Origin of the sequence: Collinsella sp. AM13-34 (assembly GCF_003473055.1) — a bacterium.
Lineage (GTDB): Bacteria > Actinomycetota > Coriobacteriia > Coriobacteriales > Coriobacteriaceae > Collinsella.
In genome coordinates, this window is the sequence record NZ_QRLE01000015.1 from 1 (window position 1) to 24,661 (window position 24,661).

A 24,661-nucleotide genomic window follows, 5' to 3' on the forward strand; every position below is an offset into this window, starting at 1 on the left:
CCAAACCGGACCTGATGGTCCAACTTTTTGTCCGCAGTCCCACCAGTCTTTTTGGGACGGCGCGAATCGTGGCAGACAGCCTCCCAACACGCTAATGGCGGGCGCACATCTTCACCAAACGCACCATGGCGAGCGCAAAGCCCACAGCGGCCACAGCCATGAGCACGTAGAACACCGAGCGAAAGCCGAATAAGAACACATCCGGACGGCCTGCAACGAAACTGGTCACGGCCTCGCCCATCGCCACACTCATCTGCCCATACAGGATATTCGACGCCACCGTAATACCGAGTGCCATGCCGGCGTAGCGCGCCAAACTGCCCAAGCTGCCAGCAAAACCGAGCGCTTCGCGCGGAGCCGAGCCCATGTACAGGGAGTTATTGGGGCTCTGGAAAATCGACGTGCCGCACGACATAAACGCGACGCAGCACACGATCACGGGGATGGAAGAGTGCTCGTCGAGCGTACTTACCGCAAAGAGACCGCACACGTACACACCCAGGCCGACCGCCGTGGGACCCTCGCAGCCAACACGGTCCGAAACCGTACCCGAAAGCGGCCCGATAAAGGCATTTACCATCGGCAGCGCCAAAAAGAGCAGTCCGGAAATATCGGAGCTAAAGCCATGAGCATCCTGGAAATAGAACGGCAGCACAAACTCAGATGCACCGATGCCGATAAACACAATAAGCATGCATGCCAAGTTAATCGTAAAAGCCGAACTCGCAAAGCAGCGACGCGCGGCCTCCGCCAGCGACATGGGGCGCTCACCGGCCTCCGGCTTAACATGCGGCAGCGTGTAAAGCCCCACGATAAACGAGATGACGCCAATGGGCAGGTTGATGAGGAAGATGCTCTCCCAGGGAAAGCTTGCCACCAGCATGCCGCCCAGCACGGGGCCACACATCATGCCGAGGGCCACGAAAGTCGCGAGGATACCCATGGCACGACCGCGCTCGCGCGCCGGAAACGACTCGGTGATGATACCCATGTTGTTAGCCATGGCCGCCGCGCAACCGACTCCCTGAACAATACGTGCCAGGATAAGAACCTCGAGCGAGGCCGAAAGGCCGCACAGCAGCGAGCCGACCGTAAAGACGATGACGCCCAGTTGGAATACGCCCACCTTGCCGCGCACGTCGCCCAGACGGCCAAACGGCAGCATAGCCACGCATGTCGCAAGCAGATACACCGAGCTCACCAGCTGGATGCGGTCGAGGCCCACGCCCAGCTCCTTTTGCATCACCGGCAGTGCCACGGTCACGACGGTCGAATCCAGACACGCCATAAACGTCATGATGAGCACGGTAAACAGAATCGCCCATTTGTTCTTGCCATGGGTGTCGCCCTCTAGGGCAATGTGCTCGCGGCGCAGCTGCTCTGCGGTTTTCTCCATATCCATCCTTTCGAGTGGCCCAACACAAAAACGGGGCCCCAATCGCCTGCAAACAGCCGCGATTGGGGTCCCGCCTACGGAATCGGAACGTAAAGGTCGCCGAAGCCCTCTGTCGGCATCGGCGACTTATGCGAACGCTAGCCTAGCACTGCTCGAGAGCCTGCTCAAGGTCGGCAATCAGGTCGGCCGTGTCCTCGAGGCCGCACGACAGGCGCACCATGTCGGCGGAGATGCCACAGGCGATGAGCTCCTCATCGTTCATCTGGCGATGCGTGGCGTTAGCGGGATGCAGGCAGCAGGTGCGAGCATCGGCCACATGCGTGGCGATCTGGGCGAGTTTAAGGCTCTTCATAAAGGTCTCGGCCGCCGCGCGACCACCGTTAAAGCCAAAGCTCACGACGCCGCAGGTACCGTTGGGCATGTACTTCTGAGCCAGGTCATAGTACTTATCGCCCTCCAGGCCCGGATAGCTCACAAAGCGCACCTTGGGATGGCTCTGCAGGAACTTAGCAACGGCCAGGCCGTTCTCACAATGACGCGGCATACGCACATGCAGGCTCTCGAGCGAGCTATTCAGGAAAAACGCCGCCTGCGGGTTCTGCATGGGGCCGAGGTCGCGCATAAGCTGCGCGGTGGCCTTGGTAATGAAGGCACCCTCGCGACCGAACTTCTCGGCATAGGTCACGCCGTGGTAGCTCTCGTCGGGTGTGGTGAGACCCGGGAACTTGTCTGCATGGGCCATCCAGTCAAACTGGCCGTGGTCAACGATCACGCCGCCCAAGTAGGCAGCATGTCCATCCATGTACTTGGTGGTGGAGTGCGTAACGATGTCGGCGCCCCACTCAAAGGGACGGCACATCACGGGCGTCGGGAAGGTGTTGTCGACCATCAGCGGCACGCCGTGGTCATGTGCGGCCTTGGCAAAGCGCTCAATATCGAGAACGGCAAGGGCGGGGTTGGCGATCGTCTCGCCAAAGACGAGCTTGGTATTGGGCTCAAACGCTGCCTCGAGCTCCTCATCGGTGCAGTCGGGGGCGACGAACGTGCAGGTCACGCCCATGCGGCCCATGGTGTGGGCGAGCAGGTTATACGTACCGCCGTAAATGGCAGAGCTCGCGACCACATGATCGCCGGCACCGGCCACGTTAAAGATCGCGAGGAAGTTCGCAGCCATGCCCGAGCTCGTGAGCATCGCGGCGGTGCCTCCCTCCATCTCGCAGATCTTGGCGGCAACGAGATCGCACGTGGGGTTCTGCAAACGGCTGTAGAAGTAGCCCGACTCCTCTAGGTCAAACAGCTTGCCCATGTGCTCGGACGTGTCGTACTTCCACGTGGTGGACTGGTAGATGGGCACCTGGCGCGGCTCCGCATCGCCCGGATGATAGCCGCCCTGAACGCACGTGGTACCGATAGTCTGCTCGCACATATCCAACTCCCTTACTTGGGTTTTGTTTTATTCGGTTCACAATACCGCTACCCCGCACCCCTCTCAACCCATCCCGCCGATAGGTTATGGGACAAATTAATCAGGTTTATTTGTCCCAAATCTTAAGAAAGTGTTCGATGGCGAAAAACAATGAGATATGCACTGCGGTCTCGATAAGCGAATGCGCCAGCAAGGGTACCATAGGCGGGTACACCGCAATCAAGGAGACACCGATGAAGCAGATTGATACCACTCAGCTCAACACTGCCACCTGCCAGGCTCAGGCTGCCGAATACCACGCCCGCGGCTTTAACTGCGCGCAGGCCGTCGCCTGCACGCTCGCGCCCGCCGTCGGGCTCGACCCCCAGGTCGCCTTTACCCTCACCGAGGGCTTTGGCGCCGGCATGGGCGGCATGACCGAAACTTGCGGTGCCATCTCGGGCGCCGTGGCCATCATGGGCTTTGTAATGAGCGATGGCATGGAAAACCCCAAGACCAAGGGCCAGACCTACAAACTGTCGCGCGAGATTGCCAAGCGCTTTGGCGAGAAGAACACGACGACCGTCTGCGGCACGCTCAAGGGCATCGGATCGGACAAGGGTCCGCTCCGCAGCTGCCCCGGTTGCATCGACGATGCCGTCGAAATCGCCTGTGATGTACTAAAGCAGCTCGCCGAGTAAACGGCAGCGACATAAAACGACGGTCGGTGTGCTTGGGATCCGTCCAAAAGCACGCCGACCGTCGCCGTTAGAACTCGGCAAATTCGGGAGTGCTGACCTCAATCTCCTCGCGCCCCGCCATAAGCTCGCGCATCTTGGCACAAAACGGCTCCTGCTCCCCCGCCTTAAACACCAAGTGAAGTGTCACGGCATCCGCGTAATCGGTATCCGAAACCTTGGCACCCGAATCCTGCGCCAAACGAAGCACCTGCTCATACTGTGGATAGGCCACATGCACGTCAACCGGCACGACACTCGTCATCTCAACGATCTGCCCAGCCTCCTGAGCCGCGGCCACCGCCGCCTGTGTCGCCGCCGTATAGGCTCGTACCAGACCACCGGGCCCCAACAACGTGCCGCCAAAATAACGCGTCACAACACAGCATACGTTTTTAAGTCCCGCACCACGCAGCACCTCGAGCGTCGGCATACCACTCGTGCGGCTCGGCTCACCATCATCGCTCTGGCGCTCGCGTCCATCGACCAAAATCCACGCGGGAACATTGTGTCGAGCGTCGTAATGACGCTTGCGAACCATCTCGATAAAGGCATTCGCCTCATCCTCGGACTCAATATGGACCAGCTGGGCAATAAACCGACTCTTGCGGTCCACAAACTCACCCGAAACCTCAATATTCGATTGCAGAGTAAAATAGCTGTCCAACAAAGCCCCTCAACAAAATAAAGCGCAGCAACAAACAGCCTCAATAATACGATAACCCTAGTAAAAAGAATGACAACGCCGATGATTCCGTCAACGAAAGCGAGAACCCGTCAGCGCGAGCAAGGTGCCTTGAAAGCCGAGGGCATTGACCTTATGGTCATGCCCGAAGGCTTGAAAGGCAGATTGCCGCGCTGACGGGTTCGCAGCGTCAACAAAGTGCCGAGTGGGCCGATAAGCCGGGTTCTGTCGTGAACGGTCATTTATCTTGTCTGCACGTTACCGTGCAGCTCCACGCACGCTACCCGAACGCGGACCGGGCCGGCCCATAGCGTTCCTATTCGCGCTTGCTCCGGATGGGGCTTGCCAAGCCGCCATGTTGCCACGACGCTGGTGGTCTCTTACACCACCGTTTCAGCTTTTCCCTTTACGCCTTGCGGCGCAGGTGGGAGTCTTCTTTTCTGCGGCGCTTTCCGTCGGATCACTCCGCCCGGCCGTTAGCCGGCATCCCGCCCTCTGGAGCCCGGACTTTCCTCACGCGTACTGCAAGCAGCACATCGCGCGACCGTCTGGCCCACTCAGCAGTGCAAGAGTGTAGCACACCGTTACCGCAGGCAATGGCACAACGCAAACGCTCGACACGATAAACCAAGAACCGCCATGCGCTACAATGGTCCTGTCGATGGGCAACGTCGTCAGTCGAGACGCGACCGCGCTCCGCACCCCTCCGTCTACTCGGTGTGTTCCCGCCTCCTCCCCGAGGCGGGATGTCGGCTTTTTTTCATGCACCGACAATCCAATAGCCTGTGGACAGCCCGGCAGCATTGCGCGCGGACGACATCGCGCACCTCAGCAGCAAATGCAAAAAGGGACCCGTCCATTACGGACGGATCCCTTAAAACAAGTGATCGTCAAACCGATTTACTCGGCGTCGGTCTCCTCGTCCTTCTTCTCGGAAGGCAGCGGGGTAACCTCGATCTCGACGCCCAGAGTCTCAGCAGCAGACTTCATGGACAAGGAGATGCGACGACGGTCGAGGTCGATCTCCATGACCTTGACCTGAACCTTGTCGCCCACGTGGGTAACCTGAGAAGGCTGGTCGACGTGCTTGTTGGCCATCTCGGAGATGTGCACCAGGCCCTCGATGCCCTCGCCCAGGTCGACGAAAGCGCCGAACGGGACAAGCTTGGTCACAGTGCCCTCGACGATAGCGCCGACGGGGTACTTCTTGACCAGTGCGCGCCACGGATCCTCGGTGGTCTGCTTGAGACCCAGGGAGATGCGCTCGCGGTTGAGATCGACGTCGAGAACCTCGACCTCGACCTCCTGGCCGACCTTGACAACCTCGGAAGGATGGTTGACGTGGTTCCAGGAGAGCTCGGAGATGTGGATGAGGCCGTCGATACCGCCGAGGTCGACGAAGGCGCCGAAGTCGACGATGGAGGAAACGGTGCCCTGGAGACGCATGCCAGACTTGAGCTTGGACAGGATCTCGGAGCGCTCGGCCTTACGGGACTCCTCGAGCACGACGCGACGGGAGAGGACGACGTTGTTGCGGTTGCGGTCCATCTCGATGACGCGGGCCTCGATGCGGGTGCCCATGTAAGAGGTGAGGTCCTTGACGCGACGAAGGTCGACGAGGGAAGCGGGCAGGAAGCCACGCAGGCCGATGTCGAGGATCAGGCCGCCCTTGACAACCTCGATAACCTCGCCCTCGACGTTCTCGCCGGAGTTGAACTTCTCCTCGATGCGGTTCCAAGCACGCTCGTACTCGGCACGCTTCTTGGACAGGACCAGACGACCGTCCTTGTCCTCCTTCTGGAGAACCAGAGCCTCGATGGGATCACCGAGTGCAACGATGTCTGCAGGATTAGCGTCCTTGCGGATGGACAGCTCGCGGACCGGGATAACGCCCTCGGACTTGAATCCGATGTCAACGAGCACCTCGTCATGCTCGATCTTAACGACAGTGCCGTTAACGAGATCGCCCTCATCAAAGTCGGTAATCGTACCGTCGATGAGGTTGTTCATCTCCTCCTCGTTGACATCGTCAAGAGAGAAAATGGACGAGTTCTGAATCTCACTCAAAGGTGGACCCCTTTCGAACTACGGGGCCCCGATTGCTAGGACCTACAGAAGGGTGCGACAAGCACACAACGTTTAGGAACACTCGGGAGCCGACAGATACTAATGTGACGCTTATGCAATCACGTTCGTATAGGTTACGGGGAAATGAGTTCGATTTCAAGCGTGAACTGCGATTTTTTACTCGTGTGGAGACTTTTTCGTAATCTTATGAACACACGTCTCCGCAACTTGACGATAACCAGCCAGGCATTCGGCTTTGGGGTAAAGTATCCGGAGCCAACGATTCTAGATCGATTTTTCGAGAAAGGTGCCCGCGTGCTCAAAGCAGTCGTTTTCGATATGGACGAGACGCTTCTCAGCATCAACCTCAACGCGTTCATCCTTCGCTATTTTAAGGATGTCTCTTCGATGCTCGCGGATATCGGCCGCCGCAGCCGCGGTGGCACGATGGCACGTCTCGGCACGATCCTGGTCGACCTCAACGCCAATCGCCGCAGCGGCACGGACAACCGCACCAATCTTGAGTTTTACCAAGAAGAGGTCGAGCGCCGATGCGGTATCCGTCTCTCCGATCCCATCATCTACGAGGCGTTTACCTACTATGACCGCGAAGTTCTTCCGTACAAGAACGACGATGTCATTAACGCCCACGCCATGCCGGGCGCGCACGCCGCGCTCCAGGCCGTACAGGACGCTGGACTGCGTTGCGCGCTCTTTACCAACCCCAGCTTTCCCCAGGGGGCCATCGAGTGCCGCATGGGCTGGGGCGACCTGGCTGACGCCCCCTTTGAGCTCGTCACGCACATGGGAAACGCCACCCGATGCAAGCCCGATGCCACCTACTATCTAGAGCAGCTTCAGGTGATGGGGCTCGAGCCGCACGAGGTCCTTATGGTGGGCAACGATCCCAAACGCGACTTCCCGTCCCCCGATTGCGGCATCCAAACCGCCTATGTTGGCCAGGGAAAACCCGGCCGAGCCACCTGGCACGGAACCATGGAAGACTTCGCCCGCGACTTCAGCGCCGTAGTCGAAGCCTTCTACGAACACCAAGTAGCCGACGAACTGTCGTAAGGCCCCAAGCCTAAAAGACAATAACGCCGCAGGTTGAGCATAAGTCAGCGAAAACGCCCCTAAGCGAGCAATGTGCCTTGAAAGAGGAGGGCATAGGCCTTCTGGCCATGCCCGACGATTGAAAGGCAGATTGCCGCTTAGGGACGTTTGCAGCGTCGGCTAGCTACGCGGTTTGGTAAAACTGCGTAGCTAGCAAACCCGTGTTTTGCCGATCATAATGTTGAGGATCTCGACGTCGGTATCCTTCATGCCCACGCGGCCCACATAGCCCATGCTGGCGATTGTCTGCTCGACGGTATCCTGGATCAGACCCTCGCCGGCACGGAAGCCACGGCCCTGCATGGCCATATCGTGGCCCAAAATCGCCGCATCGACGGCAGCGGAAATCTTGGCGGCACAGCTTGCCTTGGCGCCATCGCACACGATGCCGCCAACGTTGCCGAGCGTGTTCGAGACCGTCGCGCCAATCTGCTCGCGCGTACCACCGCACAGCCAGGTAATCGCAGCGCCGGCGCCGCACGCGGCACAAATAGCACCGCAAAACGCCGAGAGCGCACCAATATAGCTCTTGATATGCACAGCGATAAGATCGGACAGCATCACGGCGCGCACCAGGCGATCGTGGTCGCAGCGCAGATACTCGGCATACTCCATAACGGGCAGCGCGCAGGTAATGCCCTGATTGCCCGAGCCGCACACAATGGCGACCGGCAGCGCGCAGCCGTTCATGCGGGCGTCGGACCCGGCGGCTGCACGGGCGCGGGCACGGCAGGCGACGTCATCGGCACGTGCACCCAGCAGCGTACGGCCCACCTCGGCGCCCCAAGCGTGCGCCAGGCCCTCGGCACTGATTGCGCCATTCAGCTCAATCTGACGCTCAACGGCAGCGCGGGCGCCCTCAATGTCACCGTCCTCGATAAAGTCGATGATGGAATCAATGGACATGGGCGTATCGGCGTTATCTGCCGCACGCTCGGCCACCACGCGCTCGGCGCAGGCGGCGCACTCCCCCGCCGACTTGCCGCATACCGGAATACCATCGAGCGTATGGCACGTGACATTAGTGTGGTGATCGGTAATCTCGACGACCGCGGTATGGCCCCCGGCCGTCGCAGTCACCTTGATGTAGAGGTTGGGCACACCCTCGACAAGCGACACATCGCAGTAGCCGGCGTCGGCGAGGAGCTCGGCCACACGAGCGCGGTCTTCATCGTTAACGCTCTCGAGCACCTCAAGCGCGCTCTTGGCGTCACCGCCCACGGCACCCAGCACGGCTGCAGCTTCAATACCGTGCATACCGCCCGAGTTGGGCACGGTCACGCTCTTAACGTTCTTGATGATGTTGCCCGAGCAGGCAACGTCCATATGATCGGGTTCGCAACCGAGCGTCTGGCTCGCCAACGCCGCTGCATAGGCAACGGCAATAGGCTCGGTGCAGCCGAGCGCACAGACAAGCTCGCGGTTCAAAACATCGCAAAACGCGGCATAACGAAGGGAATCGGTAGGCATAGGTATCTCCTGCTTGCATAACGGGCTGGTCTCTCAAAAATAATTAGCTCTTCTATTTGATAACAATGCATCAAAAACCGCAACCATGGTTCCGGCGGACGGCGCTCAAGCACAAACTGGCGGCATTCATTCATGAAAAGCGGGTCTTGTTGCCTGTTAAAGCGTTTGATCAAAAAACGCCCGAGTGTTTACGCAAAAGTCGCGCTATCATGCAGTCGAACGCGGTAAAACCTTTAGCAATTCCGCCGCACGGACCAGAGAGGAACCACTCATGAAGATTGGTATCGGTAACGACCACGCCGCCGTCGAGCTCAAGAACATCATTTCCGAGCACCTGAAGGAGCGCGGATGCGAGGTCGTGAACTTTGGCACCGACACCTCCGAGAGCTTTGATTACCCCATCGCCGGCTACAAGGTGGGCAAGGCAGTTGCCAACGGCGACGTCGACCTGGGCATCCTGATCTGCGGCACCGGCGTCGGAATCAGCCTGGCCGCCAACAAGGTCGAGGGCGTTCGTGCCGTCGTGTGCTCCGAGCCCTTCAGCGCCAAGCTCTCGCGCATGCACAACAACACCAACGTGCTCGCCTTTGGCGCCCGCGTCGTGGGCTCCGAGCTCGCCAAGATGATCGTCGACGAGTGGCTCGACGCCGAGTTTGAGGGCGGCCGTCACGAGCGTCGCGTTAACCTCCTCAACGAGATCGACCACACGCGCGGCCTTAAGATCGTCGACGAGGCCTAAAGATTCACAAAGCCATACGACGCTAACGCCAGCCCCCGCCCGGAAGAAACATCCGGACGGGGGCTCTTTAGTAGATTTGTGGGGGTTTACCAAAAGTCTACTGGAATAAAAAGGGCGCCGCGGATGAAGTTCCGCGGCGCCCAAGCCACACGCTAACAGCTTTAAGGAGTCAAAGCTGGTTTAGCCAAAAAAGCGCTTGATCTCGATCTCGGCGTTCTCCAGGCAGTCGGAGCCGTGGATCACGTTGGCGTTGACATCGACAGCAAAGTCGCCGCGAATGGTGCCGGGGGCAGCATCAAGCGGGTTGGTGGCGCCCATAAGGGTGCGCATCTTGGAGACAGCGGAGAGGCCGGAAACGACCATCTTGACGACCGGACCGCTCGTCATAAAGTCGCAGAGACCGCCAAAGAAGGGCTTGTCGGCCAGATGGGCGTAGTGCTCCTCGACGGTAGCGCGCTCGAGCGTGGTCATCTCCATGCGCTCGATAACAAGGCCGCTGCGCTCAATGCGAGCAACGATCTCGCCGATCTTGCGATCGCGCACGGCGTCGGGCTTAATCATGATGAAGGTCTTCTCGATAGCCATAAGGTAGCCTTTCAAGTAGGTTCGCGCGTGCCCAAGTCCCATTCCGGCACCCGCCTGGACTGCATCGTAACAGAGTTCTAGCTGCAGTTAAACAAAAAGCCGTTTATTGAAGCGTTATTATTTATTAAAGCGCTCCATATGTGTCACTTCTGTTTCGAAGCCCGACTAGAGTACCATCCGTCCCACTTTCAACTGCAACGAACAGAACGGGCGGTCGATTGTCGCCCGTGAACGCACCCCCTTCACAACCTGCGCAAATGTCCTACAGAAGTTCTCGACAAGCTCCTTCCTTCTCTATAACAAAACGGGTGCCCACCGTAGCGGGCACCCGTAAAGGCAAAATATGATGAACACACCAGACAGACGCATCCAATAAGCTAATTAGCTCCGTGGCCCATCTCGACGACCTTGGATAACGAGCCAAACACACCCTCATCGGCCGCGAGCTGCGCCTCGGCGCTTCCCAACTGCACGGCAACGGCAGCAGGGGCGGTACCACCCTCGGTCGTGCGCGCGGCGACAATCGACGGGATGTCGAGTGCCTCGGTAATGTCGTGCTCAAAGAGCGGACTTGCCTCCTGAAACACCTCAAACGGCAGGTCCTCAAGATTGCAGCCGCGCTTCTCACACATCAGGACAAGATGACCCACCACGGCATGTGCCTCGCGGAACGGCAGGCCGCGCTTTGCCAGGTAATCGGCAACATCAGTGGCTGCCAAGTGGCCCACACCACACTCGCGCGCCATGGCGTCCTCGTTGACAGTCCAGGTCGAGATCATGCCGGCCATAACCGACAGGCACTGCATGAGCGTATGGGCGGTATCGAGCGCACCCTCCTTGTCCTCCTGCAAGTCCTTGTTATAAGCAAGCGGCAGGCCCTTCATGGTCACGAGCAGCTGCACCAGGTTGCCGTACACGCGACCGCTCTTGCCGCGGATAAGCTCAGCAAAGTCGGGGTTCTTCTTCTGCGGCATGATAGACGAGCCGGTGGAATACGAGTCGGAAAGCGTGATAAAGCCGAATTCGGAGCTCGACCACAGCACGATCTCCTCGGAAAGACGCGACAGGTGCATGGCCATGACGGAGCCGGCGTAATGCAGATCGAGCAGGAAATCACGGTCGGAAACCGCATCGAGCGAGTTGGGAATCACACCCGCAAAGCCAAGCTCGGCAGCCGTCATCTGACGATCGAGCGGATAGCTCGTACCGGCAAGCGCGGCGGCACCCAGCGGGCAGTTGTCAGCGGCATCAAAGGCGGCCTTCAGTCGTGTAAAGTCGCGCGCGAACATCCAGGAATACGCCAGCAGATGATGCGACAGCAGCACGGGCTGAGCATGCTGCATGTGCGTGTAGCCCGGCAGAATCACCTTGTCATACTTCTTAGCGGCATCCAGCAGCACATGACGAAGCGAAAGATTGGCCTCCATGAGCTCCTTGGCGAGCGCCTTGACGCCCAGGCGCGTATCGGTCGCAACCTGGTCGTTGCGCGAACGCCCGGTATGCAAGCGCTTACCGGCCTCGCCGATGCGGCGCGTCAGCTCGCTCTCGATGGACATATGAATGTCCTCATCGTTGATATCGAAGGTGAAGTTGCCGGCATCGATATCCTGTTCGATTCCGGTCAGGCCCTCGGCAATCGCCTGCTCGTCCTCGGCACTGATGATGCCCTGGGCCGCCAGCATCTTGGCATGCGCCTTAGAACCGGCGATATCCTGCTTATAGAGATGTTTGTCGACAGGCAGCGACGCGCCAAACTCCTGCGTGACCTCGGCCACTCCCGCCTCAAAACGACCGCCCCAAAGAGCCATGGAACCGTCCCCTTTCTCCAAATACCAAAACAAGCGCCCAAAGCAATGAGCCATGTCGCTAAAGCGATTTCTCAACCGCTAGTTTTGCATATTCCCCACCATGTGCGAGGCCATATAGCTAATTTGCAAAGAAGTGACGCGCCATGCACTTGGCGCCCAACGTCTCCCTCCGGATGTTGCCTTGCGAACCATCAATCCAGGCCTTCAGGCTCATAGGAACATCCTCGACCTTTGCAGCATCGAACTCGGGCGCGAGGGCAAGCAAGGCATGCGCGATAGCGTTGAACATAATGGATACTCCTCATATATATAGGCACAGAGCCGCCAAATTGATAGAAGGAGCCCCGCCGGACAACCCCGGCGGGGCTCGGACTCAGCCGTAGACGCGGCATCATTTATGCGGGCGGAACGTAGGGGCCACCGATGTTAAGAAGTGTCAGCAAGCATAACGAAAGGTAGGGACCCCGTGCGCCCGTTATGTATCACGCGGATGGGCCGCGCGGATACCAAGGGAAGGAGGCGCTAGGCCTGGGCGGCAGCGGAGCTGGGACCCTGGACCTTTGCCCACGTCTTGAGCGACAGCGTATCGATCTCGATAAAGCCGGCGCTGGCCTTCTCGTCAAACGTGGTGTCGCGGTCGTAGGTAGCCAGACCGTAGTCATACAGGCTAAACGGGCTCTTGCGACCGACGACATGGCAGTTGCCCTTAAAGAACTTCAGACGGACGGTACCGGTCACGAACTTCTGGGTATCGGCCATAAAGGCATCGAGCGCGTTCTTGAGCGGGCTGTACCACTGGCCGTTGTACACGGCGGTGGCCCAATCCTGCTCGAGCTTAATCTTGGTCTTGAGCAGGTCGCCCTCGACGCAAATGTCCTCAAGTGCCTTGTGGGCGGTGATGAGCGTCAGGGCGCCGGGAACCTCATAGCACTCACGGCTCTTGAGGCCCACCAGACGATCCTCGACCAGGTCGAGACGGCCAAAGCCGTTGTCACCAGAGATCTTGTTGAGGGCGATGACGATCTCGGAGAGCTTCATCTTCTTGCCGTCGACGGCGACGGGCTTGCCGGCCTCAAACTCAATCTCGGTATACGTCGGGGTGTCGGGCGCGTCCTCGGGGTTCTTGGTCATAACCCAGGCGTCATCGAGCGGCTCGTTCCAGGGATCCTCCAGGTGACCGCACTCAATGGCGCGACCCCACAGGTTGTCGTCGATGGAGTAGGGGTTGTCGTTGGCGCCCTCGGGAACCGGCACGTTGTGGGCGTGAGCATAGGCAACCTCATCGGGACGGCACTTCAGATCCCACTCGCGAACCGGGGCGATAACCTTAAGCTCGGGGTCGAGGGCCTTGACGGCAGCCTCAAAACGAACCTGGTCGTTACCCTTGCCGGTGCAGCCGTGGGCGACGTAGGTCGCGCCAAACTCGTGAGCGACCTCGACAAGCTTCTTGGCGAGCAGCGGGCGAGACAGCGCGGAGAGCAGCGGGTACTTGTTCTCGTACATGGAGTTTGCGGCGATGGCCTTAGTCAGGAACTCATCGGAGAACTCGTCGCGCAGGTCGAGCACCTGGCAATCGAGAACGCCCAGGTCAAGCGCCTTCTGCTTCTTGGCATCCAAGCCGGTCTCCTCCTGGCCCACGTTGCCGCAGACGCAAACGACATCGAGATTCTTCTCGTCCTGGAGCCACTTGACACATACGGATGTATCAAGACCACCGGAATATGCGAGAACGACTTTTTCCTTGCTCATGGCTGTTTCCTTTCGCCCTTGGTAGCTAGTTAGAACATCGGTCAGTTGCAAGTCATTTCGAGGTCAAAAAACCGTACAATACCAGGTTAAATAGCAAAAAGCAGCACAGCATGCCCTAGAAACATGCAGCAATGTCGTGCTAAAACCCAACGACCTCAAAATGACTCTGTTGGGGCATTTAGCCCCATGCGGACAGAGACGATTGTTATCGTCGTCGGGAAATTGCGCGCTGGCGTCGGATGGCATTGTCTGCAGTAGTGATAATCTTTACGAACTGCATCTGCCTCTCCTTTCACCTATCGCCGGGCGCAATTCTAATATCGTAAACGGTACCTTTTCCTCGGTAAGCGGTTGTTTTTCCGTCTCCGTTTTCGATGGTCGCTATATTACGCTAAAGTGCCTGCTGTACAAGCGACAAATTCAAATTTCTGAAAAGTTTTTTCATTACTTTGTGAATGATGATGCAAATATGCGCCAATCCTGCGAAAATACGCCCGACTATCAAGTAGAGGGTCAATCACCCGAAACATTCTGGAAACCGAAAGGCGCGTTTTATGCAGACTTACGAATCAGACGCCAACATCGGCAACATTAAGATTCTCGCTGTCGATATGGACAAGACGTTACTGACCGACGAGCGCGTGCTGCCTCAGGGCCTCGACGAGCGCCTGGACAAGCTCGCCGAGGCTGGCATCGTGTTCTGCCCCGCCAGCGGACGCCCCGCCCCCAAACTCGAGGAGATGTTTGAGAACATCAAGAGCCGCATCGCTTTTTGCCCCGATAACGGCGCGTGCGTTATCTACCGCGGCAACTATATCTATAAGAGCACTATCGACGTGGCGCTGTATCAGCAGGTCTTGAGCCGCGCCTCGGAGGATTCGCGCGCTGTCCCCGTCCTGTGCTGCTTCGACGAGTTCTATGTACTTGCCCGCGATCATCAATACCACGACGAGATCAGCGTCTACTACAACACGATCAACTACGTCGATAGCTTTGAGGGCATTGACATCGAGTCTAACAAGATTTCGATCTTCTTCCCCGCCTACGATGCCGAGCCAGCGTTTCGCGAGGACTACAGCCCGGCATTCTCGGACCGACTCTATGTCACCAATGCTGGCCGCGAGTGGATCGACTTTATGAACCTGGGCGTCGACAAGGGGTCGGGCGTAGCACATCTCTGCGAGCGCCTGGGCATCGATATCGCCGACGCCGCTGCCGTGGGCGATACGTACAACGACATCCCCATGCTGGAGCGCGTCGGGCATAGCTTTATCGTGGACAATGCCGAGGAGCACATGAACGCGCATGCCAAATGGCGCATTCCGAGCAACAACGACGGGGGCGTACTGACGCTCATCGACGCCATCCTGGCGGCTCGTTAAACTCGCCGCCATGCCCGGCGCCGGCCGTTTGATTTTTGCTCGGTCAGGTCCTGGGCTCGCTCGAAGAGCACATTTAGTGCTCTTCGGCTCGTGCGGAATCTACAAAAATCAAACGGCCGGCGCCGGGCATGGCTACGTATTCGTTCATGTCGCCTAGATGACGTCTTGAGTGTCTAGATACTTAGCTGAATATATTTGGATGAAGGGGGCTCCTTGTTGGTAAGGAGCCCCCTTCTGGTTTTGGTTACTTTGGAGTTGTCGATACGTCTTTATTTGGCGTCGGCCCAGGTTATGCCGGTGCTGGCTTCGGCGATCAACGGTACGCGGAGGTCTACGACGTGTTCCATGACGTCGCGGACCATGGTGGTTAGGCGCTCGACTTCGTTGACGGGGCACTCAAAGTCCAGTTCGTCGTGTACCTGCAGAATCATGTGGGCAGCAAAGCCCTCTTCTTCCAGGCGGCGGCTTACGCGGGCCATGGCGATCTTGATGATGTCGGCGGCGGTGCCCTGCATGGGGTGGTTCATGGCCGTGCGCTCGCCAAAGCCGCGGAGCTGCGGATTTTTGGCCTTAAGCTCCGGGATATGGCGGCGGCGGCCGTACATGGTCTCAGCGTAGCCCGTCTGCTTGGCACGTGCCACCACGTTGTCGAGGAACGTACGCACACCCGGGTAGGCCTCGTAGTAGCGGTCGATCATGTCGCGTGCCTCGGCCATCGAGATATGCAGCGACTGCGATAGGCCGTAAGCCTGCTGACCATACACGATGCCAAAGTTCACGGCCTTGGCGCGGCTGCGCAGGTCGGGCGTCACCTCGGACACCGGCACGCCAAACACGCGCGCGGCCGTCTCGGCATGGAAGTCCTCGCCCTCGTTAAAGGCGCGCACCAGATGCTCGTCACCCGAGAGATGCGCCAGCAGACGCAGCTCGATCTGCGAGTAGTCCACCGCCAAAAAGACGCTTCCCTCGCCTGCCGAAAACGCCGTCTTGACAGTACGGCCCAGCTCCGAGCGCGTCGGAATGTTCTGCAGGTTCGGGTCGCTCGAGGACAGACGTCCCGTTGCGGTAATGGTTTGGTTGTACGTGGTGTGCACGCGGCCGTCACCGCGGCGCAGCGGGCCCAACGTGTCCAGATAGGTTGACTTAATCTTGGACTTCTCGCGCCAGTCCAAGATCAGACGAACAATCTCGTGGTCACGGGCAAGATCGCTCAGCACCTTGGCATTGGTCGAATAGTAGCCGCGCTTGGTCTTTTTGAGGCCCTTGGTCGGAAGGCCCATCACATCAAAGAGCACATGCGAAAGTTGCATGGGGCTGCCGATGTTAAAGGTCTCGTCGCCGGCCAGGTCGCGAATACTGCGCTCAACCTCGGAAATCTGGGTCGCCAGGCCCTCGGACAGACTGTGCAGGCGGTCGGGGTCCACAAGCATGCCCGCGCGCTCCATCTTGGCAAGCACCGGCACGAGCGGCATCTCGATGCCATCGAACACGTTGGCGGCATTCTCACGGGCCATGAACTCGCGCAACGGCGCCACGAGCGTCAGCGTCAGGGCCGCAGTACGGGCGGCAGGCGCCGGAGCGTCCTCGCCGGCACCCTCCGCGCCGCGCGCCGCAGGCAGCGCCATCTGCAGATACGTATCGGAAAGATATGCCTCATCGAACTCGGAGCGGTCGGAATCCAACAGGTAGGCGGCAACCACGGTGTCGAAGATGCGCGTGGAATCGACTGCCAGCGGATCCATGAGCTCGGGCTCGGAAGAATCGATGGGCGAAAGCTCATGCAGCAGCGCCTTCATATCCGGGCTCGCCACACGGCCCTCCATAAACAGACGCGCGAGCACGCCGGCAATCACGCCGTGGACGAAGTTGAAGCCCTCAACCTCAGCCGCCGCACCGCTGTCGCCCTCCTCGAGCGCAAACAGGCCCTTGGACGTCGCCAACCACAACGTGCGCGTCAGTCCAAAGAGCGCGCCCTCTTCCTTGTCGTCGTCCACCACGGCGGCGACCCACTCGCCGGCTTCAATCGCGCGGGAGACCTCAGCTGCAACGGCACCAAGCGCGTCAGCATCGCCGGCGGCTGCGCGCAAAACGGCGGGAATCTCAAACGTGCTGGCAGCTGCCCCGCCCTCGCCGCCGATCAGCGCCAAGAAACGGTTCTGCATGGCCGTAATACCAAGCGTACCCAGCGCCGCGGAAACCTCATCGGCAGAAAACGCCGGGAAGGACGTCGCCTCAAAATCGAGCTCAACGGGCGCATCGGTGCGGATGGTCGCCACCTTACGGCTCAGCAGCGCGTCGTCGATGTGTGCGCGCAGGTTTTCTCCCATCTTGCCCTTGACCTCGTCAGCATGCGCGATGACCTCGTCAAGGCTGCCGTACTGCGCGATGAGCGCACTCGCCTTTTTGGGGCCGATGCCCGGTACGCCGGGAATGTTGTCCGACGTATCGCCCTTCAGACCGTAAAAATCGGGCACGAGCACCGGCGTGATGCCGTGATACAGGTCGTCCACGCTCTCGGGCGTCATGATCGCCACGTCGGACAGGCCCTTGCGAGTCGAGACCACGTTGACGTGCTCGGTCACGAGCTGATACATGTCGCGGTCGCCGGTCACCAGCAGCATGTCGCAGCCGGCCTCCTCGCCCAGGCGTGCCATGGTTCCCAGGATATCGTCGCCTTCCCAGCCCTCGGACTGCAAAATGGGCACGTTGAGCGCGGCGAGCAGCTCCTTGATCATGGGGAACTGCGCGTGCAGGTCGGGGTCCATGGGCGGGCGCTGCGCCTTGTACTGCGGCAGCATCTCCATACGCACGCGCGGCTTGCCCTTGTCAAACGCCACGACAACGCCGTCGGGATTAAAGGCATCGATCATCTTGAGGAACATGTTCAGAAAACCAAAGATCGCGTTGGTGGGGCGACCGTCCGGCGCGTTCATGGTCGGCGGCACGGCGTGGAAGGCGCGATGCATGAGCGAGTTGCCGTCGATGACGGCAAAGGTACGGCGCTTTTCAGACATATTGAATACCTCGCTTTGGGCTGGGCACGGTTTGCTCACACCAGTTTACACGCTCCCCGCCCCGCGGCCACCGCACATCAGGCTTCCCTGCCGCCGCGGGCCCGCGCGTGATACGATGGCTCACGGTACATCAACCAGCACGATCGATCCGAAAGGAGCCTGCGTCATGGAGCGTCCCAGCGCATGGAAAAAGTACACGCCACAGCAGATCGAGGAGCTCGAGGAGCTTTGCCGCGGCTATAAGCAGTTTTTGAGTGAGAAGAAGACCGAGCGCCTGTGCGTCAAGGCCGGTATCAAGATGGCCGAGGAGGCGGGCTACGTCAATCTGGAGACCGTGATCGCCGAGGGCCGCGCGCTCAAGGCCGGCGACAAGGTGTACGCCGCCAACCACGGCAAGGACCTCATGCTCGTCAACCTGGGCACCGCCCCGCTCGAGCAGGGCTTTAACATCCTGGGCGCCCACGTGGACTCGCCGCGCCTGGACCTCAAGCAGAACCCCGCCTTCGAGGCCGGCGACATGGCTTATCTCGACACGCACTACTATGGCGGCGTCAAGAGCTACCACTGGGTCGCTTCCCCGCTCGCACTCGTGGGCGTCATCTGCAAAAAGGACGGCACCACCGTCGACATCAACATCGGTGACAAGGCCGACGACCCGGTCTTTACCATCTCCGACCTGCTGATCCACCTCTCGAGCGAGCAGATGGCCAAGCCCGCCAAGGACGCCGTCGACGCCGAGATCCTCGACGTGATCGTGGGCGGCCGCCCCGTCAAGTTTGACGAGGACGACAAGGACGCTCCCAAGGAGCCCGTCAAGCAGATGTTCCTGGATATCCTCAAGGAGCAGTACGACGTCGAGGAGGAGGACTTCCTCTCCGCCGAGATCGAGGTCGTGCCCGCCGGCCCCGCCCGTGACATGGGCCTCGACCGCTCCATGATTCTGGGCTATGGCCACGACGACCGTGTCTGCGCCTATCCGTCCATGCTCGCCCAGATCAACGTCGCCAACGTGGAGCGCACGAGCATCACACTCATCGTCGACAAGGAGGAGATCGGTTCCGTAGGTGCCACCGGCATGACGAGCCGCTTCTTCGAGAACACCGTCGCCGAGATCATGACGCTCGCCGGCGAGGATAGCCCGCTGGCCCTGCGCCGCGCGCTCGCCCGCAGCCGCATGCTCTCCTCCGACGTGTCCGCCGGCTTCGACCCGGGCTACGCCGGCAAGTTCGAAACCAAGAACGCAGCCTTCATGGGTCGCGGCCTGTGCTTTAACAAGTACACGGGCAGCCGCGGCAAGGGCGGCTCTAACGATGCCGACGCCGAGTATGTGGCCCTCATCCGCGACATCATGGACGAGGCCGGCGTGGACTTCCAGACCTGCGAGCTTGGTCGCGTCAACGCGGGCGGCGGCGGCACCATCGCATACATCATGGCTAAGTACGGCATGAACGTCATCGACTCTGGCGTTGCCGTCCTGTCCATGCACGCCCTGTGGGAGGTCGCTAACAAGGCCGATATCTACGAGGCCTATCGCGGCTACAAGGCCTTCATCGAGCGCGCGTAACCAACCCTTCATCAGTTGCGGTGAAATACAGACTAAACTGGCCCATAAACGGCCAAAACAGACCGTATTCCACCGCAACTTCCTTTTTGGCAGAGGAGAGTCCATGCTGCAGGTCGTCATTTCGCCCGCCAAGCAGATGCGCGCGGCCCAAGATGCTTTTGAAGTCCTGGGCATTCCACCCTTTGCGCGCGAGACGGCTCGCCTCCACCGCGCACTGCTAGATATCGAGCGGAATGAAGGCAGCGACAGCCTGCAGGCGCTATGGAACGTGAGTGACAAACTGCTGGGGCCTTGCCTCAACACCCTGCATGAGTTCGGGCCCATCCTGAAAAACGGCGATCTCGACAATCCCGCACTCGCCTGTCACCTCTCCCCTGCCGTCATGTCCTACCACGGCATTCAATACCAGAGCATGGCGCCCGAGGTGATGGATTCCGCGCAGCTCGCATGGCTGCAAAGCCACCTGTGGATCCTCTCTGGCCTCTACGGGTGCGTTCGCCCCTTTCATGCCGTCGAACCATATCGGCTGGAGATGGGCGCGAAGCTCGCCGTTGACGATGCCCGAGACCTCTATGCGTTTTGGAGCGACAAGCTCGCGCGGGCTATCGCCCCGGCAGGCTCAAACACCACGATCGTCAACCTCGCCAGCGTAGAGTACGCCAAAGCCGTTCTGCCCCATCTCGCGGGCGACGCCACGGTCGTCACGTGCCTCTTTGGCGAAGGCATCCGCAACGGCAAGCCCATCCAGCGCTCGACCGCCAGCAAAAAGGCACGTGGTTCCATGGTGCGCTGGATGGCAGAAAACAAGCTCGAGGATGTAAGCGGGCTCACCGCGTTTGACGTTGGTTATCGTCACTTTCCCGAGCTTTCAAATAAGAACACTTTGGTCTTCCTGAACGAACAGACCTTGTAGGACCACCGCTACTTTTGAATGTGCTGCCTAGGCACGGCGTCTATTCCGCCAAGCCGTCGGCTTTGGCAACTTCGTTTGTCGAGCCATCTTGGTAGGTAATCTTAACGTGCTCTACCTCGGACACCGCAACACCCGATGGGGGCTCCAAGCGCCATTCCGTCAGCGCGATATCCATAGTCGTAGGCACGTCGCCCTGATTCTTGAGCTTCACCGTCAGCGTTTTGAGCGCCGCATCATACGTCACGCGTTCGATTTCCTCACCAGGAATAGACCCACCGCTCAGCTGAAGCTGGACAAATCCATCGCGCGGATACCAATAGTCGCCCGGCGCGGCCACCGTGTTACCACCAGCGACCTTCACCGCCATGATCGGCAGGGCATCGTCGGCCTCGAACTCCCATGCAGCGCCGCCGTGACCGCCAAACGTCCAGATACAAAAGGCAATCACCAGCACGGCAAGCACCGCAAAACCAATCGCGACAAGGCCATGGTGCGCACGGCTTTCCTCGGCCGATACATCCCATTGCGTCTCTCGATATAGATGCTTGTCTTCCATGTTCGCCTCCCCACAGGCACGCTCGTTAGGCCAATCGTACCCATTCGAGCTATACTTGAGCCCATTACATAAACGGGGAGCTTGCAGGACAAGACGGCAGGCTGAGACTGGGCGCGCCCGCCCTGACCCGCAAACCTGATATGGGTAATGCCAACGAAGGGAGCCGTGCCAATGAGCACACAGACCGAGCCCAAGCTCGTCACGCAAATCGACTTCGCCCGCGCCGGGCAGATCACGCCGCAGATGAAGGAAGTCGCCGAGCGCGAGCATCGCGACCCCGAGTACATCCGCGAGCGCGTGGCCGACGGCCGCATCGCCATTCCCGCCAACATCGTGCACATCAAAAAAGGCATGCGCGCCTTTGGTGTCGGCGAGGGCCTGTCTACTAAGGTCAACGTCAACCTGGGCATCTCGGGCGATAAAGCCGATGCCGCCGAGGAATGGAAGAAGGTCAAGATCGCCGAGGACTTTGGCGCCGACGCCATCATGGACCTTTCCAACTCGGGCAAGACGCGCCAGTTCCGCCAGCAGCTCATCGACGAGACGCCGCTCATGGTGGGCACCGTCCCCATGTACGACGCCATCGGCTACATGGAAAAGCCGCTGGTCAAGCTTACCAAGGATGACCTGTTCGAGGTCGTGCGCGCGCACGCCGAGGACGGCGTGGACTTTATGACCATCCACTGCGGCATCAACAAGTCGGTCACCAAGACCTTTAAGGAGACCGGCCGCTTGATGAACATCGTGAGCCGCGGCGGCTCGCTGCTGTTTGGCTGGATGGAGGTCACCGGCAACGAAAACCCCTTCTACGAGTACTTTGACGAGCTGCTCGAGATTTGCCACGAGTACGACGTGACGATTTCGCTCGGCGACTCCTGCCGCCCGGGCTGCCTCTACGACTCCAACGACGCCACCGAGACCGCCGAGATGATCGAGCTGGGCAAGCTGTGCAAGCGCGCTTGGGCCGCCGGCGTCCAAGTCATGGTCGAGGGCCCGGGTCACATGGCGCTCGACGAGATCGCCGCCAACATGAAACTGCAGAAGCGCCTGTGCCACAACGCCCCGTTCTATGTGCTCGGGCCGCTGGTGACCGATATCGGCGTGGGTTACGACCACATCACCGCCGCCATCGGCGGCGCTATCTCCGCCAGCTCCGGCGCCGACTTCCTGTGCTACGTGACGCCGGCCGAGCACTTGTGCCTGCCCAACGCCCAAGACGTGCTCGATGGCCTCATGGCCACCAAGATCGCCGCGCACGCCGCCGATATCGCCAAGAAGGTGCCGCACGCCCGCTACATGGACGACAAGATGGGCCAGGCACGCCGCAAGCTCGACTGGGACTCCATGTGGAAGTGCGCGCTCGACCCGGTCACCGGCAAGAAGCGCTACGAGGAGTCCCCCGCCGCCACCGAGGGCACCTGCACCATGTGTGGCAAGATGTGCGCCGTCCGCACCGTCAACAAGGTGTTCGAGGGTACGACGATCGATCTCGGCATGGAGGACTAACTCGTCACCGGAGCCACAATCAGTAACATGGTGTTCGTCAATTGTTGACGTGTGAACATTTGCTTACATTTGCGTAAAGATTACATCGCCCGCCCGGGTTCGACATAGAGTCGGCCCGGGCATCTTTATAATGCTGGCTTAAAGACCCATTTGATTCCGACCGAACAAGGGAGCAAACATGGATCGCAGTAAGGTACCTGCCGTTCTATCCATCGCAGGATCCGATTCCAGCGGTGGCGCCGGCATTCAGGCCGACATCAAGACCATCACAGCGCACCGCCTGTATGCCGAGACAGCCATCACGGCCATCACAGCGCAAAACACACTGGGCGTCACCGCCGTGCAGGATATCTCGCCAGATATCGTAGCCGCGCAAATTGACGCCGTCTTTGACGATATCCGCCCCAGCGCCGTCAAGATTGGCATGGTCTCCTCTGCCGAGATTATCGAAGTCATCGCAAACCGCTTGAGCGCTTGGAACGCAACGAACGTGGTCGTCGACCCCGTCATGGTCGCCACCTCGGGCGCGCGCTTGATTGCCGAGGATGCCTCCGAGGCACTCACCCGCCGCCTGTTCCCGTTGGCAACGGTCATCACGCCCAACATTCCCGAGGCCATGACGCTGCTCGACTACGAGGTCGATTCCGAGCGCACGCAACAAAATGCCGCTATGCTCCTCACCCGCCGCTTTGGCTGCGCAGCCTTGGTTAAGGGCGGTCATTTTGTCAACGAGGCCAACGACGTACTGGCCGAGCCTGCGCCCCTCGATGACGAGGGCAACCACCTGGGCGATCCGCTCACTACGTGGTTTCGCCACAAGCGCATCGAGACCGACAACACGCACGGCACCGGCTGCACACTCTCGTCCGCCATCGCCTGCGCGCTGGCCCAGGGCATGGATCTCGCCGATGCCGTCAATGCGGGCAAGGCATACCTGACAGGCGCTCTGGCCGCCGGCCTGAACATGGGCAAAGGCTCCGGCCCCGTCAACCACATGTGGCAGTATTAAGATTCGCAGCCCAAAACCGCCGCAAAGGGGACAGGCACCTTTGCGGTGGCTCCCACAAACATCTCGATCTGTAACAGTAACTCGGCAAAATCGACCCTAGATGTTACAGATCAAGACAAACAATCGATATCGACCTAAATAATCTTAATCTGTAACATCTAGCCCGTTTTCGGCCTTGGAACTGTTACAGATCAAGACAAACAAACGAAACAAGCCCCCGCAAGGGGAACTCTGTGGTGGTTTGGGGCCGTGCTACTCACCGAGCATCTCTTTGAGCTTGGCTGCCACGGCATGTCCCAAGCTCTCGTGGCTTTCGGGCATCATATGCAGATAGTCGATATCGCCCGGCTCGGCAAACTCGGCGGCATTCAAAAAGTCGCAGCCAAACTGCTCGGCCACGTGCGCATAGTACTCGCCAAAAAGCTCAGATGCCTCAACGGAATGCTCGTCAAAGTCGGTCATATACACATCGGCGATCTGCGGCTTGATCTTGATAGGAGCCATCAGCAGGATGCGCGGGCAAGGCGCAGCGTCGGTCCACGGAAACGCGCGGACGGCGCGAATCAGCGCCATGGCGCCACGGGCGATATCGGAAGCTGTCACGTTAAAGACCGTCTTACAGTCGTTGGTGCCCAGCATGATCACAATGGCGTCCAGCGGCTTATGGGCCTCGAGCAGCATCGGAAGCGCGCGAATACCGTTGAGGTTAGTGTCCAGATGGCACATGTCGTCGCGCACCGTCGTGCGACCATTTAGACCTTCCTCAATCACATGCCAGCCCTCACCCAGGTCACGCTGCACCACGCCGCACCAGCGCACATCCTGCGCATAGCGCACTGCGGTACCGTCGCGCATACCCGCCGGATCATAGCCATAGGTGTTGCTGTCACCAAAGCACAGAACGTTTTTCATCTTGAGCTCCTCATTCAGTAAAAAGCCGACGGGGGCAACCCCTCCCGTCGG

General features: G+C 59.6%; 20 protein-coding genes, 1 other RNA gene and 1 riboswitch. Of the genes, 8 read left to right on the plus strand and 13 right to left on the minus strand.

Annotation, left to right across the window (positions count from 1 at the left end):
* Window positions 1–91 precede the first annotated feature (91 nt).
* On the minus strand, window positions 92–1,396 hold the full coding sequence (locus DW151_RS07190) for an MFS transporter (protein ID WP_118328456.1): 1,305 nt from the start codon (window positions 1,394–1,396) through the stop codon (window positions 92–94).
* 142 nt (window positions 1,397–1,538) lie between these two features.
* The gene (locus DW151_RS07195) at window positions 1,539–2,822 is read right to left on the minus strand and encodes an O-acetylhomoserine aminocarboxypropyltransferase/cysteine synthase family protein (RefSeq protein WP_117629414.1); all 1,284 of its coding nucleotides are present in this window, start codon (window positions 2,820–2,822) and stop codon (window positions 1,539–1,541) included.
* Between the two features lie 233 nt (window positions 2,823–3,055).
* Between DW151_RS07195 and DW151_RS07200 the strand changes: the two genes are divergently transcribed.
* Window positions 3,056–3,502, plus strand: a complete 447-nt coding sequence (locus tag DW151_RS07200) for a C-GCAxxG-C-C family protein (protein WP_117635734.1) — start codon at window positions 3,056–3,058, stop codon at window positions 3,500–3,502.
* 67 nt (window positions 3,503–3,569) lie between these two features.
* On the opposite strand, the gene DW151_RS07205 is transcribed toward DW151_RS07200, so the two are convergent.
* The 3 genes from DW151_RS07205 to rpsA form a co-directional block, all read right to left on the minus strand.
* The gene (locus DW151_RS07205; protein WP_199579916.1) at window positions 3,570–4,208 is read right to left on the minus strand and encodes a YigZ family protein; all 639 of its coding nucleotides are present in this window, start codon (window positions 4,206–4,208) and stop codon (window positions 3,570–3,572) included.
* Between the two features lie 213 nt (window positions 4,209–4,421).
* Window positions 4,422–4,783: RNase P RNA component class A (gene rnpB, locus DW151_RS07210), an RNA gene on the minus strand.
* 340 nt (window positions 4,784–5,123) lie between these two features.
* Window positions 5,124–6,290 carry a 30S ribosomal protein S1 gene (gene rpsA / locus DW151_RS07215; RefSeq protein WP_022095232.1) on the minus strand — a complete coding sequence of 389 codons (1,167 nt, stop codon included), beginning with the start codon at window positions 6,288–6,290 and terminating at the stop codon, window positions 5,124–5,126.
* A gap of 315 nt (window positions 6,291–6,605) precedes the next feature.
* Between rpsA and DW151_RS07220 the strand changes: the two genes are divergently transcribed.
* Entirely contained in the window at window positions 6,606–7,364 is a 759-nt protein-coding gene (locus DW151_RS07220) for an HAD family hydrolase (protein WP_118335148.1), read from the plus strand.
* Between the two features lie 189 nt (window positions 7,365–7,553).
* Here DW151_RS07220 and DW151_RS07225 read toward each other — a convergent pair whose 3' ends face one another.
* Window positions 7,554–8,873 (minus strand): serine dehydratase subunit alpha family protein, encoded by a 1,320-nt coding sequence (locus tag DW151_RS07225; RefSeq protein WP_118335150.1) that lies wholly within the window; start codon window positions 8,871–8,873, stop codon window positions 7,554–7,556.
* A gap of 271 nt (window positions 8,874–9,144) precedes the next feature.
* Here DW151_RS07225 and rpiB point away from each other — a divergent pair, with 271 nt between their 5' ends.
* Entirely contained in the window at window positions 9,145–9,612 is a 468-nt protein-coding gene (rpiB, locus tag DW151_RS07230; protein ID WP_035138007.1) for a ribose 5-phosphate isomerase B, read from the plus strand.
* Between the two features lie 180 nt (window positions 9,613–9,792).
* On the opposite strand, the gene ndk is transcribed toward rpiB, so the two are convergent.
* The 4 genes from ndk to DW151_RS07245 form a co-directional block, all read right to left on the minus strand.
* Window positions 9,793–10,197 (minus strand): nucleoside-diphosphate kinase, encoded by a 405-nt coding sequence (gene ndk, locus DW151_RS07235; protein WP_055251725.1) that lies wholly within the window; start codon window positions 10,195–10,197, stop codon window positions 9,793–9,795.
* A 377-nt stretch (window positions 10,198–10,574) separates the two neighbouring features.
* On the minus strand, window positions 10,575–12,005 hold the full coding sequence (gene argH / locus DW151_RS07240) for an argininosuccinate lyase (RefSeq protein ID WP_118335152.1): 1,431 nt from the start codon (window positions 12,003–12,005) through the stop codon (window positions 10,575–10,577).
* Window positions 12,006–12,123: 118 nt separating this feature from the next.
* Window positions 12,124–12,294, minus strand: a complete 171-nt coding sequence (locus DW151_RS10590; protein ID WP_156058436.1) for a hypothetical protein — start codon at window positions 12,292–12,294, stop codon at window positions 12,124–12,126.
* A gap of 233 nt (window positions 12,295–12,527) precedes the next feature.
* Window positions 12,528–13,754, minus strand: a complete 1,227-nt coding sequence (locus DW151_RS07245) for an argininosuccinate synthase (RefSeq protein ID WP_055251721.1) — start codon at window positions 13,752–13,754, stop codon at window positions 12,528–12,530.
* 554 nt (window positions 13,755–14,308) lie between these two features.
* Here DW151_RS07245 and DW151_RS07250 point away from each other — a divergent pair.
* Window positions 14,309–15,136 carry a Cof-type HAD-IIB family hydrolase gene (locus tag DW151_RS07250; protein ID WP_118335154.1) on the plus strand — a complete coding sequence of 276 codons (828 nt, stop codon included), beginning with the start codon at window positions 14,309–14,311 and terminating at the stop codon, window positions 15,134–15,136.
* 269 nt (window positions 15,137–15,405) lie between these two features.
* Here the strand turns inward: DW151_RS07250 and polA are convergent, their stop codons facing one another.
* Entirely contained in the window at window positions 15,406–18,150 is a 2,745-nt protein-coding gene (gene polA, locus DW151_RS07255) for a DNA polymerase I (RefSeq protein WP_118335156.1), read from the minus strand.
* Window positions 18,151–18,316: 166 nt separating this feature from the next.
* Here polA and DW151_RS07260 point away from each other — a divergent pair, with 166 nt between their 5' ends.
* Together DW151_RS07260 and DW151_RS07265 are read left to right on the plus strand one after the other, a co-directional pair.
* Window positions 18,317–19,714 (plus strand): aminopeptidase, encoded by a 1,398-nt coding sequence (locus DW151_RS07260; protein WP_118335158.1) that lies wholly within the window; start codon window positions 18,317–18,319, stop codon window positions 19,712–19,714.
* A gap of 103 nt (window positions 19,715–19,817) precedes the next feature.
* Window positions 19,818–20,627, plus strand: a complete 810-nt coding sequence (locus DW151_RS07265; RefSeq protein ID WP_117647252.1) for a YaaA family protein — start codon at window positions 19,818–19,820, stop codon at window positions 20,625–20,627.
* 40 nt (window positions 20,628–20,667) lie between these two features.
* Here the strand turns inward: DW151_RS07265 and DW151_RS07270 are convergent, their stop codons facing one another.
* Window positions 20,668–21,183 (minus strand): hypothetical protein, encoded by a 516-nt coding sequence (locus DW151_RS07270; RefSeq protein ID WP_118335160.1) that lies wholly within the window; start codon window positions 21,181–21,183, stop codon window positions 20,668–20,670.
* 63 nt (window positions 21,184–21,246) lie between these two features.
* Window positions 21,247–21,362, plus strand: a riboswitch (TPP riboswitch).
* On the opposite strand from DW151_RS07270, the gene thiC reads away from it, so the two are divergent.
* Both thiC and thiD read left to right on the plus strand, forming a co-directional pair.
* On the plus strand, window positions 21,355–22,689 hold the full coding sequence (gene thiC / locus DW151_RS07275) for a phosphomethylpyrimidine synthase ThiC (RefSeq protein ID WP_118335162.1): 1,335 nt from the start codon (window positions 21,355–21,357) through the stop codon (window positions 22,687–22,689). Its footprint overlaps the riboswitch before it by 8 nt.
* Before the next feature lie 178 nt (window positions 22,690–22,867).
* Window positions 22,868–23,698, plus strand: a complete 831-nt coding sequence (gene thiD, locus DW151_RS07280) for a bifunctional hydroxymethylpyrimidine kinase/phosphomethylpyrimidine kinase (protein ID WP_118335164.1) — start codon at window positions 22,868–22,870, stop codon at window positions 23,696–23,698.
* Between the two features lie 252 nt (window positions 23,699–23,950).
* Here thiD and DW151_RS07285 read toward each other — a convergent pair whose 3' ends face one another.
* Window positions 23,951–24,610 carry an SGNH/GDSL hydrolase family protein gene (locus tag DW151_RS07285; RefSeq protein ID WP_118335166.1) on the minus strand — a complete coding sequence of 220 codons (660 nt, stop codon included), beginning with the start codon at window positions 24,608–24,610 and terminating at the stop codon, window positions 23,951–23,953.
* Between the last annotated feature and the right edge of the window lie 51 nt (window positions 24,611–24,661).